This window comes from Benzoatithermus flavus (genome assembly GCF_037908215.1).
In the GTDB taxonomy this organism is placed as follows: Bacteria; Pseudomonadota; Alphaproteobacteria; order Geminicoccales; family Geminicoccaceae; genus Benzoatithermus; species Benzoatithermus flavus.
Genome location: NZ_JBBLZC010000001.1, coordinates 270157 through 282840 on the forward strand (window position 1 = coordinate 270157; position 12684 = coordinate 282840).

General features: G+C 70.4%; 12 protein-coding genes. 5 read left to right on the forward strand and 7 right to left on the reverse strand.

What is annotated here, in order from left to right:
* Positions 1 to 69: 69 nt before the first annotated feature.
* Together U1T56_RS01215 and U1T56_RS01220 are read right to left on the reverse strand one after the other, a co-directional pair.
* Positions 70 to 1536 carry an NAD(P)H-hydrate dehydratase gene (locus U1T56_RS01215; protein ID WP_418157600.1) on the reverse strand — a complete coding sequence of 489 codons (1467 nt, stop codon included), beginning with the start codon at positions 1534 to 1536 and terminating at the stop codon, positions 70 to 72.
* Between the two features lie 18 nt (positions 1537 to 1554).
* Entirely contained in the window at positions 1555 to 1968 is a 414-nt protein-coding gene (locus tag U1T56_RS01220) for a tellurite resistance TerB family protein (RefSeq protein WP_418157601.1), read from the reverse strand.
* 98 nt (positions 1969 to 2066) lie between these two features.
* Between U1T56_RS01220 and U1T56_RS01225 the strand changes: the two genes are divergently transcribed.
* From U1T56_RS01225 to U1T56_RS01240, 4 genes are all read left to right on the forward strand, one after another.
* The gene (locus U1T56_RS01225) at positions 2067 to 2981 is read left to right on the forward strand and encodes a pseudouridine-5'-phosphate glycosidase (protein ID WP_418157602.1); all 915 of its coding nucleotides are present in this window, start codon (positions 2067 to 2069) and stop codon (positions 2979 to 2981) included.
* Between the two features lie 89 nt (positions 2982 to 3070).
* Positions 3071 to 3868 (forward strand): Hpt domain-containing response regulator, encoded by a 798-nt coding sequence (locus tag U1T56_RS01230; protein WP_418157603.1) that lies wholly within the window; start codon positions 3071 to 3073, stop codon positions 3866 to 3868.
* A gap of 226 nt (positions 3869 to 4094) precedes the next feature.
* Positions 4095 to 4970 (forward strand): OmpA family protein, encoded by an 876-nt coding sequence (locus U1T56_RS01235; protein WP_418157604.1) that lies wholly within the window; start codon positions 4095 to 4097, stop codon positions 4968 to 4970.
* A 114-nt stretch (positions 4971 to 5084) separates the two neighbouring features.
* Complete coding sequence (locus tag U1T56_RS01240) at positions 5085 to 5366, forward strand: antitoxin (protein ID WP_418157605.1); 282 nt, start codon at positions 5085 to 5087, stop codon at positions 5364 to 5366.
* A gap of 36 nt (positions 5367 to 5402) precedes the next feature.
* Here the strand turns inward: U1T56_RS01240 and moaA are convergent, their stop codons facing one another.
* On the reverse strand, positions 5403 to 6395 hold the full coding sequence (gene moaA, locus U1T56_RS01245; protein WP_418157834.1) for a GTP 3',8-cyclase MoaA: 993 nt from the start codon (positions 6393 to 6395) through the stop codon (positions 5403 to 5405).
* A gap of 169 nt (positions 6396 to 6564) precedes the next feature.
* On the opposite strand from moaA, the gene U1T56_RS01250 reads away from it, so the two are divergent.
* Positions 6565 to 7323: an NAD kinase gene (locus tag U1T56_RS01250; protein ID WP_418157606.1), complete on the forward strand. Its 759-nt coding sequence runs from the start codon at positions 6565 to 6567 to the stop codon at positions 7321 to 7323.
* Positions 7324 to 7480: 157 nt separating this feature from the next.
* Here the strand turns inward: U1T56_RS01250 and U1T56_RS01255 are convergent, their stop codons facing one another.
* From U1T56_RS01255 to gcl, 4 genes are all read right to left on the reverse strand, one after another.
* The gene (locus tag U1T56_RS01255; RefSeq protein ID WP_418157607.1) at positions 7481 to 8776 is read right to left on the reverse strand and encodes a glycerate kinase type-2 family protein; all 1296 of its coding nucleotides are present in this window, start codon (positions 8774 to 8776) and stop codon (positions 7481 to 7483) included.
* Between the two features lie 275 nt (positions 8777 to 9051).
* Positions 9052 to 9942: a 2-hydroxy-3-oxopropionate reductase gene (gene glxR / locus U1T56_RS01260; RefSeq protein WP_418157608.1), complete on the reverse strand. Its 891-nt coding sequence runs from the start codon at positions 9940 to 9942 to the stop codon at positions 9052 to 9054.
* 30 nt (positions 9943 to 9972) lie between these two features.
* Entirely contained in the window at positions 9973 to 10761 is a 789-nt protein-coding gene (gene hyi, locus U1T56_RS01265) for a hydroxypyruvate isomerase (RefSeq protein ID WP_418157609.1), read from the reverse strand.
* 29 nt (positions 10762 to 10790) lie between these two features.
* Positions 10791 to 12620 carry a glyoxylate carboligase gene (gcl, locus tag U1T56_RS01270; RefSeq protein ID WP_418157610.1) on the reverse strand — a complete coding sequence of 610 codons (1830 nt, stop codon included), beginning with the start codon at positions 12618 to 12620 and terminating at the stop codon, positions 10791 to 10793.
* Positions 12621 to 12684 lie beyond the last annotated feature (64 nt).

Consider the following 12684-nt stretch of genomic DNA (forward strand, 5'->3'; position numbering starts at 1 on the left):
CTCAACGGCGAATAAGGCCGTAGCAAACCAGTCCGCCACAGGAAAGCGGCTTCGCCGCCGAGGAAGCGCTCAACGCGAGCGCATCGCGGCGAGCGCTGCCGGCACCCGTTCGCTCAGGTCCTCGGCGATCAGCCCGGGGCCGCTTCCTTCGGCTGCCGTGGCATGGAGCCAGACCGCGGCAGAGGCCGCCTCGAAGGCCGGCACGCGCTGGGCGAGGAGGCCCAGGATCAGCCCGGCCAGCACGTCGCCGCTGCCGGCCGTGGCGAGGTCCGGCGGAGCCGATGGCTGGATCGTCGCCCGCCCGTCGGGTGCCGCCACCACCGTGTCGCTACCTTTGAGGAGGACCACGGCGTTGGAGGCCCGGCTCGCGGCGAGCGCCCGACCGAGGCGATCGCCGGTCGCATCGAACAGCCGCGCGAACTCGCCGTCGTGCGGTGTCAGCACGCAATCGGGGCGAAGGGCACCGAGGAGATCCTGCCGGCAGTCGGCGAAGCTCGTGAGCGCATCGGCGTCGAGCACCGTGGGCCGGCCCGCCGCGAGCACCGTCGCGACCAGCTCGCGCGTCGCCGGCCCCGTCCCGATGCCGGGGCCGATCAGGAGGGCCGAGAAGCGGGGATCGGCGAGCAGCCGGCCGAGCGCCGCGGCGTCGGCCGCGGGCTTGGTCATCACGGCGGTGAGCTGCGCGGCATAGACCGGCAGCGCCTCGGGCGTGCAGGCGATGCTGACGAGGCCGGCACCGACGCGCAGCGCCGCCCGCGCCGCGAGCCGGGTGGCACCGGTCGTCTCCTTGGGACCGCCGACGACGAGCGCGTGTCCGAAGCGGTATTTGTGGCTCTCGGCGGTACGCTCGGGAACGAGGTGGCGCCACAAGCCCGGACCGTTGGCGCGCAGGCCGGAATCGTGTGCCGCCACCACCTCGTCCGGGATGCCGATGTCGGCGAGCACGGTCTCGCCGCAGAGCAGCCTCCCCGGCAGGAGGAGATGGCCCGGCTTCAGACGGCAGAAGGTGACGGTGAGCCGTGCCGCAGGTGCCGCCCCCAGCACGGCACCGGTGGCACCGTCCACACCCGAGGGCACGTCGACCGCCACGACCGGCAGGCGGCGCTCGTTCAGCGCGCGGACCACCTCGGCGGCAGCACCGTCCAGAGGACGCGCGAGCCCGGCCCCGAACAGCGCATCGACGACGAGGTCCGCCCCATCGAGGCCCGCCGGGCCCACCGGCTCGATCGGCTCGTCCCAGGCCGCGGCCGCCCAGGCGGCATCGCCCTTCAGGCTCTGGCACGGCACGAGGCTCGCCACCCGTACCGGCCAGCCGGCGCGGCGGAGCTGCCGGGCCACGACCCAGCCGTCGCCACCGTTGTTGCCGGGGCCGCACAGGACCAGCACGGGCCGGGGCGGCAGGCGGGCGGTGACGGCACGGGTGACGGCCCGGCCGGCATTCTCCATGAGCCAGGGCCCCGGCCGCCCGGCGGCGATCGCCGCCCGATCGACGGCCGCCATCGTGGCGGGCGGCAGGAGGATCCCGTCGGAGCGCATCGGCGCCGCCCGCCCGTCTCAGGCCGTGTGGTGGCGGGCCTGAGCGGCGCGCTCGATCGCGGCCGCCACCAGACGATCGACGTGCAGGCGGTGACGGATCAGCTCGAGCATCCGCAGCTCCGCCTCGACCGGCCTGCCGTCGGCGGCGGCGACGTCGCAGGCGAGCACGTAGGCGGTCTCGCGCAGAGGCTGCGGCAGCGAGCGGGCCATGCGCTCGAGCGCCACCTCGAGCCCGTCCTCCTGCTCGAGCAGCTCGGCGCAGTCCTTGCCGACCTCGATGATCCGCGCCGGATCGAAGTTCTGGAACGCCGGCAGATGGCGCACGAGACGACCCATGACCTCGAGCTCGCGGTCCGACATCCGCCCTTCCGCCGCCGATACCAGCACCATCGCGTAGATGAGCGCCGCGTGGTGATCGAGTTCCTTGTTCATCGCTCCGTCCGATGGGAGTAGTCGTGCCGCCCCGGCTCGCGGCCGCCGCAAGGGTGCCAGGCCCGCCGGCAGCAGGTTGCCACGACGAGGAGGCCTTCATGAGCATCGAGATCCATTCCGAGGTGGCGCAGGCCCTCGCCCACGGCCGCCCCGTCGTGGCGCTCGAATCGACCCTGATCTGTCACGGCTTGCCGCGACCGCGCAACCTCGATCTCGCCCGCGCCGTCGAGGCGGCCGTGCGCGCCGAGGGCGCGGTGCCGGCGACGATCGCCGTCGCGGACGGCAGGATCCGGGTCGGGCTCGACGACGACGATCTCGTCCGGCTCGCCCGCGCCGAAGGGGTCGTGAAGTGCTCGCCGCGCGATCTTGCGATCGTGCTGGCCCGAGGAGCGCTCGGCGCCACCACGGTCGCGGGCACGATCCGGGTCGCCGCCGCGGCCGGAATCAGGGTGATGGCGACGGGCGGCATCGGCGGCGTGCATCGCGGCGGCGAGACCAGCCTCGACGTCTCGGCCGATCTGCACGAGCTGGCGAGAAGCGGGGTTGCCGTCGTCTGCAGCGGGGCGAAGATCATCCTGGACCTGCCGCGCACGCTCGAAGTGCTCGAGAGCCTGGGCGTGCCGGTGGTCGCCTTTGGCACGGGCGACTTCCCCGCCTTCTACGCCCGCGAGAGCGGCCTTACGGTGCCGCGGATCGACGACGTGGCCGGCCTCGCGGCTCTCCTTCGCGCCCAGGCGACGCTCGGCTGGCCGAGCGGCATGGTGATCGCCAATCCGCCGCCGGCAGACCTCGCTCTGCCGGCGGCGGAGCTCGAAGGCTGGATCGGCGCGGCCCTGGCCGAGGCACGGACGCAGGGCATCGCCGGCAGGGACGAGACGCCCTGGCTCCTGGCCGAGCTGGCCCGACGCAGCGCCGGCCGGACGGTGACGCTCAACGAGGCGCTGGTCCTGGACAATGCCCGGCTCGCCGCCCGGCTCGCGGCCGCCTGGCGGCTCCCGGATGCCGGCGGCTGATTTCGCCCGCACTGCCGTTTTCTCTTGACCGACTAAACTTTAACGGGAGAATATTTCAGTCTCATCGCGTTTGGAGCGATCACGGTTCGATGCGCAGCCCCGCCTGCCATAGCGCAGCGCCTCGCCGCCTGCTGATCGTCGGCGACGTGGCGCTGAGCCGTAGCTTGATGCGTATGGTGCTGAGCCGGCTCGACTACGTGGTCACCTGCGTCGCCTCCGCGCAAGAAGCGCTGACCGCCCTCGCCCACACCCGCTTCGCGCTGGCGCTGATAGCGCTCCAGCTTCCCGATGTGCCGGGGCTCACCCTGGCGCGGCGGCTGCGCGACTGGCCCGAGCCCACGGGCTCGATGCCGATCCTCCTCTTCGGCGACGCATGGGACACGGAGCGCATCCTCGAGGACTGCCGCGAGGCGCGGCTGCAGGGTTATCTGCCGAAGCCGATCTCGATCGGGCGCCTCGTGTCCACGGTCTGCGACCTGATCCAGCGAGCGCCATCACAACCGGAAGCCCCGACACCCATGCCGCACCCTCCTGTGGCCATCGAGCGCCTGCTTGCTTTCACCGATGGCGACCTGCAGCTCGAGCAGGAGCTGGTCTCGCTCTACCTCGCGACCGCCGGCGTCTACCTCGACGAGATGCGGATGGCCCTGGACGGCGGCGCCGACTGGAACAGGCCCGCGCACGGCCTGAAGGGAGCGAGCGACAATATCGGGGCCGTCGAGATGGCGCGGCTCGCGGCGGCCGCCGAGATGGCTCCGCCCTCGCCCGCCGAGCTCGCCCGCCTCGAGCAGGCGCTGGCGGCGGTGCGCCGGTTCTTCCGCGAGCGCCATGCCATCGCTGCGGCGAACACGGCCTCGACCGGGCCGACGAGCCGCGGCCTGCCGTGAGCACACCCTCCTGGTTCCAACCGAAACCGCGCTCGCACGGCCGTTGAATCGCGGCAACACCTTCGAGTGAGACTTGCGGTCTTGCCACAAGCCGCTTGATTAGCCGAGAAGTTTCGCCTGTTATCCGCTCACGCCTGCCGATCCGGCCGGAAGAGCCGGGCCGTTTGAACGCCCGTTCGCGACGGGCCTCGATCGATCTCACGTCGGGTGGCAAGAGGATCTTCTGATGCGAAAGAGCGCTAGACTCATCGTTCTGGCGGCGCTTTGCGGTGCCATGACGGCCTGCAGCGCGGTGCAGCCGGCCGGCGGCATCGATCCGAACGGCTTCGATGACGTCGACCTTCTCACGACCGATGTGGACGCCGCGCGGACGATGGCGCCGCAGGGCTCCTCGTTCAGCCAGGGCCTGCGCACCGGCTACTTCGCCCTCGCCGACCAGCAGAAGGCCGAGATGGACCTGGCCGATCAGGTTCACTTCACGAGGAAGGCCGTGTCCTCGGCCAAGGGGCTCAACGTCCAGCCCGACATGGTGGGTCTACGCAAGCTTCCCGCCGATCGGGTGGGCGAGTTCGAGGCGGCGCGGGCGCGCCTGATGGCGGGCCTCGATCGCGGCGGGCGTCTCAAGGCCGCTGCCGCGGCGGCGCGCGCCCAGGTGTCCTACGACTGCTGGCTCGAGGAGACCGAGGCCGGCAACGAGACGGCGGCAGCCGCCTGCAAGCAGGCGTTCGAGGACGCCATGCGCGAGGTCGAGAACGCGCTCGTGACCGGTGCCGGCAACGAGTACGTCGTGTTCTTCGCCTGGAACGCGGCCGACATCACGCCCGTCACCGCGAAGGTGCTGGACCAGGTCGCGACCGACTACAAAGCGGGTCGGGTCGCCCGGGTCTACGTCGCCGGCCACGCCGACCGCTCCGGCAGCGACGCCTACAACCTGAAGCTCTCCGAGCGCCGGGCGCGTAGAGTTGCGGCCGAGCTCGCCACCCGCGGCGTGCCGCAGGAGCAGATGAAGGTGGAATGGTTCGGCGAGACCCGCCCGCGCGTGCCCACGGCCGACGGCGTGCGCGAGGCGCAGAACCGGCGCGTCGAGGTGGTGTTCCAGTAGGCGGCCTCTACGGAAACCTGTCGACGGAAGCCCCGCCCGTCGTGGCGGGGCTTCCGGTGCGAAATGCCGGCCGTGTGGTCGGAGCAACCGGCGCACGCTGCCACGGAGGCCCGAATGGCAACGGCCAAGGTCTTCAGGTTCGGCGACAGTCGAGCCGTCCGGCTGCCGAAGGAGTTCCGCCTGTCGAGCGGCGAGGTCGAGATCTTCCGGCGTGGCGACGGGATCGTGCCGCGCGAGAAGTCGCGCGACCTCGGCCGCGCGTTCGACCTGCTCCGTGCGCTCCCGGACGATGTCCCGACCGAGCGACGCGACGACCCGCCCCGGCTTCGACATGGCCGCAAGGCCCGACCGGCTGGACCTGGAAGCGCAAGGGCGAGGTCGTCGGCAGCCGGGTAGCGGAATCCCGTCCCCCCGTACCGCGCCCTTCGTCCTTCATCCCCCCGTGACGCTCATGTGCCGGCTCAAGGCCGGGCGGTTGTGGCGGCGGTCGATGACGAAATCGTGGCCCTTGGGCTTCCTCGCGATCCCGTCGCGGATCGCCTGCAGGAGCTGCTCGTCGCTCTCCGAGGCGCGCAGCGCGCTCCTGAGGTCGACCGCGTCCTCCTGGCCCAGGCACATGTACATGGTGCCGGTGCAGGTCACGCGCACCCGGTTGCAGCTCTCGCAGAAATTGTGGGTCAGCGGCGTGATGAAGCCGAGCCGGCCGCCGGTCTCCTCGATCCGGACGTAGCGCGCCGGGCCGCCCGTCCTGTAGGGAATGTCGGTGAGCGTCCAGCGCTCGGACAGGCGGGCGCGCACGAGCGAGAGCGGCAGGTACTGCTCGGTCCGGTCGCCGTCGATCTCGCCGAGCGGCATGGTCTCGATCAGCGTGAGGTCGAACCCTTCCGCCCCGCACCAGGCGATCATGCGGTCGAACTCGTCCTCGTTCACACCCTTCAAAGCCACCATGTTGATCTTGACCGCGAGCCCCGCCGCCTTCGCGGCTTCGATCCCGGCCATGACCTTGTCGAACTTGCCCCAGCGCGTGATCGCTTCGAACCGCTCGCGCTTCAAGCTGTCGAGCGAGACGTTGATCCGGCGCACGCCGGCACGGTAGAGCGCTTGCGCGTGCCGCTCGAGCTGGCTGCCGTTGGTGGTGACGGTAAGCTCCTCGAGAGCACCCGTCCCGAGATGCCGGCCGAGCTGCTCGATCAGCCACATCACGTTGCGCCGCACGAGCGGCTCGCCGCCGGTGAGCCGGATCTTCCTGACTCCGAGCTTCACGAACGCCGTGCACAGACGGTCCAGCTCCTCGAGGGTCAGGAGCTCCGCCTTGGGCAGGAAGGTCATATCCTCCGCCATACAGTAGACGCAGCGGAAGTCGCAGCGGTCGGTGACCGACACCCGAACATAGGTGATGCTCCGGCCGAACGGATCGATCACCATCGACACAAGCCCCCACTCTCGTTATGCCGCCCGAGGATGGTCCGACATGACGCGCTATGCACGTAAGATCATAGCGCGATGTAGGCCGTGTTGCGAACCTTGTCCACCGGCAAGGCCGAAAAGGTGTCGCGCACCGCGGCGCTGCCGGGCGGGCCGGGAGTAGAGGTCCATGAAGATCGCGTTCCGGGCGGCCCCGACCGAGGAGGCGCGCCGCGCGCTCGCCGCCCTGCAGCACCGTTACGGCGCGCACGACCCGGCCGAGGCCGACGTCATCGTGCCCTTGGGCGGCGACGGCTTCATGCTCGAGATCCTCCACACCCATCTCGACCTCGCCCGGCCGATCTACGGCATGAACCTCGGCACGGTGGGCTTTCTTCTCAACGCCTATGCCCTCGACGGCCTCGAGGAGCGCATCAGCCGTGCCCAGCGCGTCGAGCTCTATCCCTTGCGGATGCGCGCCCGCCTCGCCGACGGCGAGGTCAGGGAGGCGCTCGGCATCAACGAGGTCTCGATCTACCGCGAGACCCGTCAGGCGGCCTGGCTCAGGATCGCGATCGACGGCGTCACCCGCCTGCCCGAGCTCGTCTGCGACGGCGTCCTGGTCGCGACCCCGGCGGGCTCCACAGCCTACAACCTCTCCGCCCACGGGCCGATCATCCCCTTGGGCGCCAATCTCCTGGCGCTCACCCCGATCAGCCCGTTCCGCCCCCGCCGCTGGCGCGGGGCGCTGCTGTCGAGCCGCTCCTGCTTCCGCATCGACACGCTCGATCCTCTGAAGCGTCCCGTGAGCGCGGTCGCCGACTTCACCGAGGTTCGCGACGTGGTGAGCGTCGAGATCTGGGAGGACCGCTCGATCTCCTTCCACCTCCTGTTCGATCCCGAGCACAATCTCGAGGAGCGGATCCTGAAGGAGCAGTTCATCCCGTGAAGGCGCCCTGCGGCGTGCCCGGCGGCGGGCCGCCGCCGTCGGAATGACGAAGGCTCGGAGCGTGCGATGCGGAGCAGGCACGCCGCACCGGGAGCGCCGGACGGCAGTTCGGCGACGAACGCGCCGAGCTTCGCCTCGTGCCGGCGCTGCGCCGTTCTCAGCCAGCCGTGCCGGCCGGCGCCTCCGTCCTGAGGGTGACGAGGACGGCGCGGAAGTCGTTGACGTTGGTCAGCGTCGGCCCGGTGACGATCTGATCGCCCAACGCCGCGAAGAAGCCGTGGCCGTCGTTCTCGGCCAAGCTCGCCCGGGCGTCGATCCCCAGCGCCCGCGCTCGCGCCAGCGTGTCCGGGGTCACGATCGCCCCCGCCACCTCCTCCGCACCGTCGATCCCGTCCGTGTCCCCGGCCAGCGCCCACACCCCCGCGAGACCCTGCAGCGCCACCGCCAGCGACAGCAAAAGCTCGACGTTGCGCCCGCCCCGGCCCGAGCCCTTGACCGTCACCGTGGTCTCGCCGCCCGAGAGCAGCACGCAAGGAGCCGGGAGAGGATGGCCGTGCATCGCCACCGAGCGCGCGATCCCGGCCAGCACCTTGCCCACCTCCGCCGCCTCGCCCTCGATGGCATCGCCCAGGATCAAAGGCGTCACCCCGGCCGCCCGTGCCACCTCGGCTGCGGCTTCCAGGGAGCGCTGCGGGGTCGCGATCAGCACCGTCTCGGCGCGCGCGAGGCGCGGATCGCCGGGCTTGGGCGTCTCGTCCCGCGCCTCCTCGAGATGGCGCAACACCGAAGCCGGCTCCGTGAGCCCATAGCGGGCGAGGATCGCACGCGCATCGGCGAAGGTGGTGGGATCGGGCACGGTCGGGCCGCTCGCGATGGCCGAGAGATCGTCGCCCGGCACGTCCGAAATCACGAGGCTCAGCGTGCGCGCCGGGAACGCCGCCGCCGCCAGCCTGCCGCCCTTGATCGCCGAGAGGTGCTTTCGGACACAGTTGATGGCCTCGATCGGGGCGCCCGAGCGCAGCAGCGCCCGGTTGACCGCCTGCTTGTCGGCGAGGGTGAGACCCTCGGCCGGCAAGGCCAGGAGCGAGGAACCGCCGCCCGAGATCAGAGCGATGACGAGATCGTCCTCGGAAAGGCCCCGGACCAGCTCGAGGATGCGCCGCGCCGCCGCCGCGCCGTTGGCGTCGGGCACGGGATGCGCCGCCTCGACGATCTCGATCCGCTCGCACGGGCAGCCGTGGCCGTAGCGGGTGACGACGAGGCCCTCGAGCGGCCCCGGCCAGTGGCGCTCGAGCGCCTGCGCCATCGCGGCCGAGGCCTTGCCGGCGCCGACCACCACCGTCCGGCCCTTGGGTGGTGTCGGCAGGTGCCGGGGCACGATCCGCGCCGGCAGGGCGGCGTCGATCGCCGCCTGGAACATCGCCCGCAGCAGCTCGCGCGGCATGCTGGTCATCGGCTTGCCTCCCGTCCCTGGGCTCTCGGCTCGACAGGGCTTCTAGCGCCGGTTCGGAGCGGAACGGAAGGGATCCCGTTCAGCTTCCCTTCATGGTATTGGGCACCATGAACAACCGTTAGAGCCGGCTTGGCGCGGGTCGGGCGCCTTGTCGTGACCGGGCAAGGGCCCGGCCACCCGGCCTCCTGTCCTGCCGCCTGAATGGCCGGCCGTGACACCGGAGAACCGCCCCGCCCGAAAACCGCTCTCATGCTGCTGGCCCGCTCGAGGTGCCGTCAGCGCGTGCCGCTGCCGACCTCGTGGTTGGCCATGATCTCGAGTGCTCGGACCAGGCCCGAGTGATCCCAGGCAGCACCACCGTGCGCGGCGCAAGCGTTGAACAGCTCCTGCGCGGTCGCGGTGCTGGGCAGGCTCAGGCCCAGGGCCTTGGCCGACTGCAGTGCCAGGTTCAGGTCCTTCTGGTGCAGCTCGATCCTGAAACCCGGCTGGAAGGCGCGCTTGATCATGCGCTCGCCGTGCACCTCCAGCACCTTCGAGCTCGCGAACCCGCCCATCAGGGCCTCGCGCACCCTGGCCGGATCGGCACCGGCCTTGGAGGCGAAGAGGAGCGCTTCCGCCACCGCCTCGATGGTGAGCGCCACGATGATCTGGTTCGCGACCTTGGCGGTCTGGCCGTCGCCGTTGCCGCCGACCAGCGTGATGTTCTTGCCCATGAGCTCGAACAGGGGCTTGACCTTGTCGAACGCCGACCGCGGGCCGCCCACCATGATCGAGAGCGTCGCGTTCTTCGCGCCCACCTCGCCGCCCGAAACCGGCGCATCGAGATACTCGCCGCCCAGCTCGTTGATCCGCCGCGCGAACTCCTTGGTCGCGATCGGGCTGATCGAGCTCATGTCGACCACGATCTTGCCGGGCGAGAGCCCCTCGGCGACGCCGTTCTCGCCGAACAGCACCGCTTCCACGTGCGGGGTATCCGGCACCATGGTGACGATCACCTCCACGGCCGCGGCCACCTCCTTGCCCGAGCCGCAGGCCACACCACCCTGGTCCAGGAGCGCCTGCGGCACGCCGCTGCGCGAATGCAGGTGGAGCGTGTGCCCGCCCTTCAGCAGGTTGAGGGCCATCGGCGTGCCCATGATGCCGAGCCCGATGAAGCCGACCTTCATGTCCCGTTCTCCATTCTTGGGGTGGCCCGTTCAGGCCGAGCGCGTGCGATGGGGGGCGAGCCAAGCGAGCCCTTCCCTGGTCGTGGTGCCGGGCTTGTACTCGCAGCCGATCCAGCCCCGGTAGCCGGCCTCGTCCAAGAGCCGGAACAGGAAGGGAAAGTTGATCTCGCCCGTGCCCGGCTCGTGACGCCCCGGGTTGTCGGCGATCTGGACGTGCGCGATCCGGCTCTGGTGCTTGCGGAAGGTCGCCGCCAGCTCGCCCGCGGTGCGCTGCTGGTGGTAGAAGTCGTACTGAATGAACAGGTTATCCGCGCCGACCTCGGCGATGATCCGTGCCGCCTGGTCCGGCGTGCGGACGAAGAAGCCCGGAATGTCGAACGGGTTGATCGGCTCGAGCAGGAGCTTGATCCCGGTGCGGGCGAGCTTGGCCGCGGCGAAGCGCAGGTTCGCGACCAGCGTGCGGTGCGCCGCCGCCTCGGACACGTTCTCGGGCCGGATGCCGACGAGGCAGTTGACCTGCTCGCAGCCGAGGGCGGTCGCATACTCGATCGCCCGATCGACACCGTCACGGAACTCGTCCACCCGCTCCGGCAGGCAGGCGATGCCGCGCTCGCCCTTGCCCCAGTCGCCAGCCGGCAGGTTGTGCAGCACCTGCACGAGGCCGTGGCGCCGCAGCCGTTCGGCCAGAGCCTCCTTGGGGTAAGGGTAGGGAAAGAGATACTCGACGCCTGCGAACCCGTCCTCGGCCGCAGCCTCGAACCGGTCGAGAAAATCGAGCTCGCCATAGAGCATGGTCAAGTTGGCCGCGAATTTCGGCATGGAAGATCTCCTGGTTCCGGCTCGGGCTCTCAACGGGCGGACGCTGCCGGTCCTGCCGCCTCGTCGGCCCCGTTGCTCCGGAGCACCGACCCGGAGACGTCCTCGAGGGTGAGCGAGGGATCGAGGCACAAGATCTCCTCGAACTCGGTGACGTTGTGGATCTCGGTGCCCATGGCGATGTTGGTGACGCGCTCGAGGATGAACTCGAGCACCACCGGCACCTGGTGCTCGGCCATGAGCGCCCTGGCTCTGGCAAAGGCCTCCTTGAACTCGTTCGGACTCTTGACCCGGATCGCCTTGCAGCCCAGGCCCTCGGCCACCGCGACGTGATCGACCCCGTAGCCCTCGACCTCGGGGTTGTTGACGTTCTCGAACGCGAGGCTGACCTCGAAGTCCATCTGAAAGCCGCGCTGCGCCTGGCGGATCAGGCCGAGATAGGAGTTGTTCACGACCACGTGCAGATAAGGCAGCCTGTGCTGGGCGCCTACCGCCAGCTCCTCGATCAGGAACTGGAAATCGTAGTCGCCGGATAGCGCCACGATCTCGCGCGCAGGATCGGCCGCGCGCACGCCGAGCGCCGCCGGCAGGGTCCAGCCCAAGGGCCCGGCCTGGCCGCAGTTGATCCAGTTGCGAGGCTGGTAGACGTGCAGGAACTGCGCGCCCGCGATCTGCGAGAGGCCGATGGTGGTGACGTAGCACACGTCGCGGCCGAAGGTCTCGTTCATCTCCTGGTACACGCGCTGCGGCTTGAGCGGCACCTGGTCGTAGTGGGTCCTGCGCAGCATGTGCTGCTTGCGGTGCAGGCACCGCTCGGCCCAGGCGCTCCAGTCCTTGAGCCGGCCTTCGGCCTTCCATTCCTTCGCCACCTCGACGAGCAGCTCGAGGGCGGCCTTCGCATCCGAGACGATGCCGTAGTCGGGGTTGAACACGCGCCCGATCTGGGTCGGCTCGATGTCGACGTGCACGAAGCGGCGCCCCTTCGTGTAGCTCTCGATCGAGCCCGTGTGTCGGTTGGCCCAGCGATTGCCGATGCCGAACACGAAGTCGGAATGGAGGAAGGTGCGGTTGCCGTAGCGGTGGCTGGTCTGCAGGCCGACCATCCCGGCCATGAGCGGATGATCGTCCGGGATCGCGCCCCAGCCCATGAGCGTGGGGATCACCGGAACACCGGTGGTCTCGGCGAACTGCACGAGCAGGTCGCAGGCATCGGCGTTGATGATCCCGCCGCCGGCGATGATCAGGGGCCGCTCCGCCTCGTTCAGCATCGAGAGCGCCTTCTCGATCTGCCGTCGACTCGCGTGCGGCTTGTAGACCGGCAGAGGCTCGTAGGTGTCGACGTCGAATTCGATCTCGGCGGTCTGGACGTCGATCGGAAGATCGACGAGCACCGGGCCGGGGCGGCCCGAGCGCATGAGATGGAACGCCTGCTGCAGCACGCGCGGCACGAGGCCGGGCTCTCTGACCGTCACCGCCCACTTGGTCACGGGCTTGGCGATCGCCTCGATGTCGACCGCCTGGAAGTCTTCCTTGTGCAGCTTCGCGCGCGGCGCCTGGCCCGTGATGCACAAGATCGGAATCGAATCGGCCTGCGCGGCGTAAAGTCCGGTGATCATGTCGGTACCGGCCGGCCCCGAGGTGCCGAGGCACACGCCGATATTGCCGGGCTTGGCGCGGCTGTAGCCGTCGGCCATGTGCGAGGCAGCCTCGACGTGACGGGCGAGGATGTGACGGATGCCGCCATGGGCGCGCAGGGCGGCATAGAGCGGGTTGATCGCGGCGCCGGGCACGCCGAAGGCGGTGGTGACCCCTTCCTTCTCCAGCACCCGCACCGCCGCTTCCACCGCGGTCATCTTGGGCATCGGTCGCCTCCCCTGACGAGTTGCATCTGCCCGCCAAGATAGCCGATGCCGGCCACACCACCTA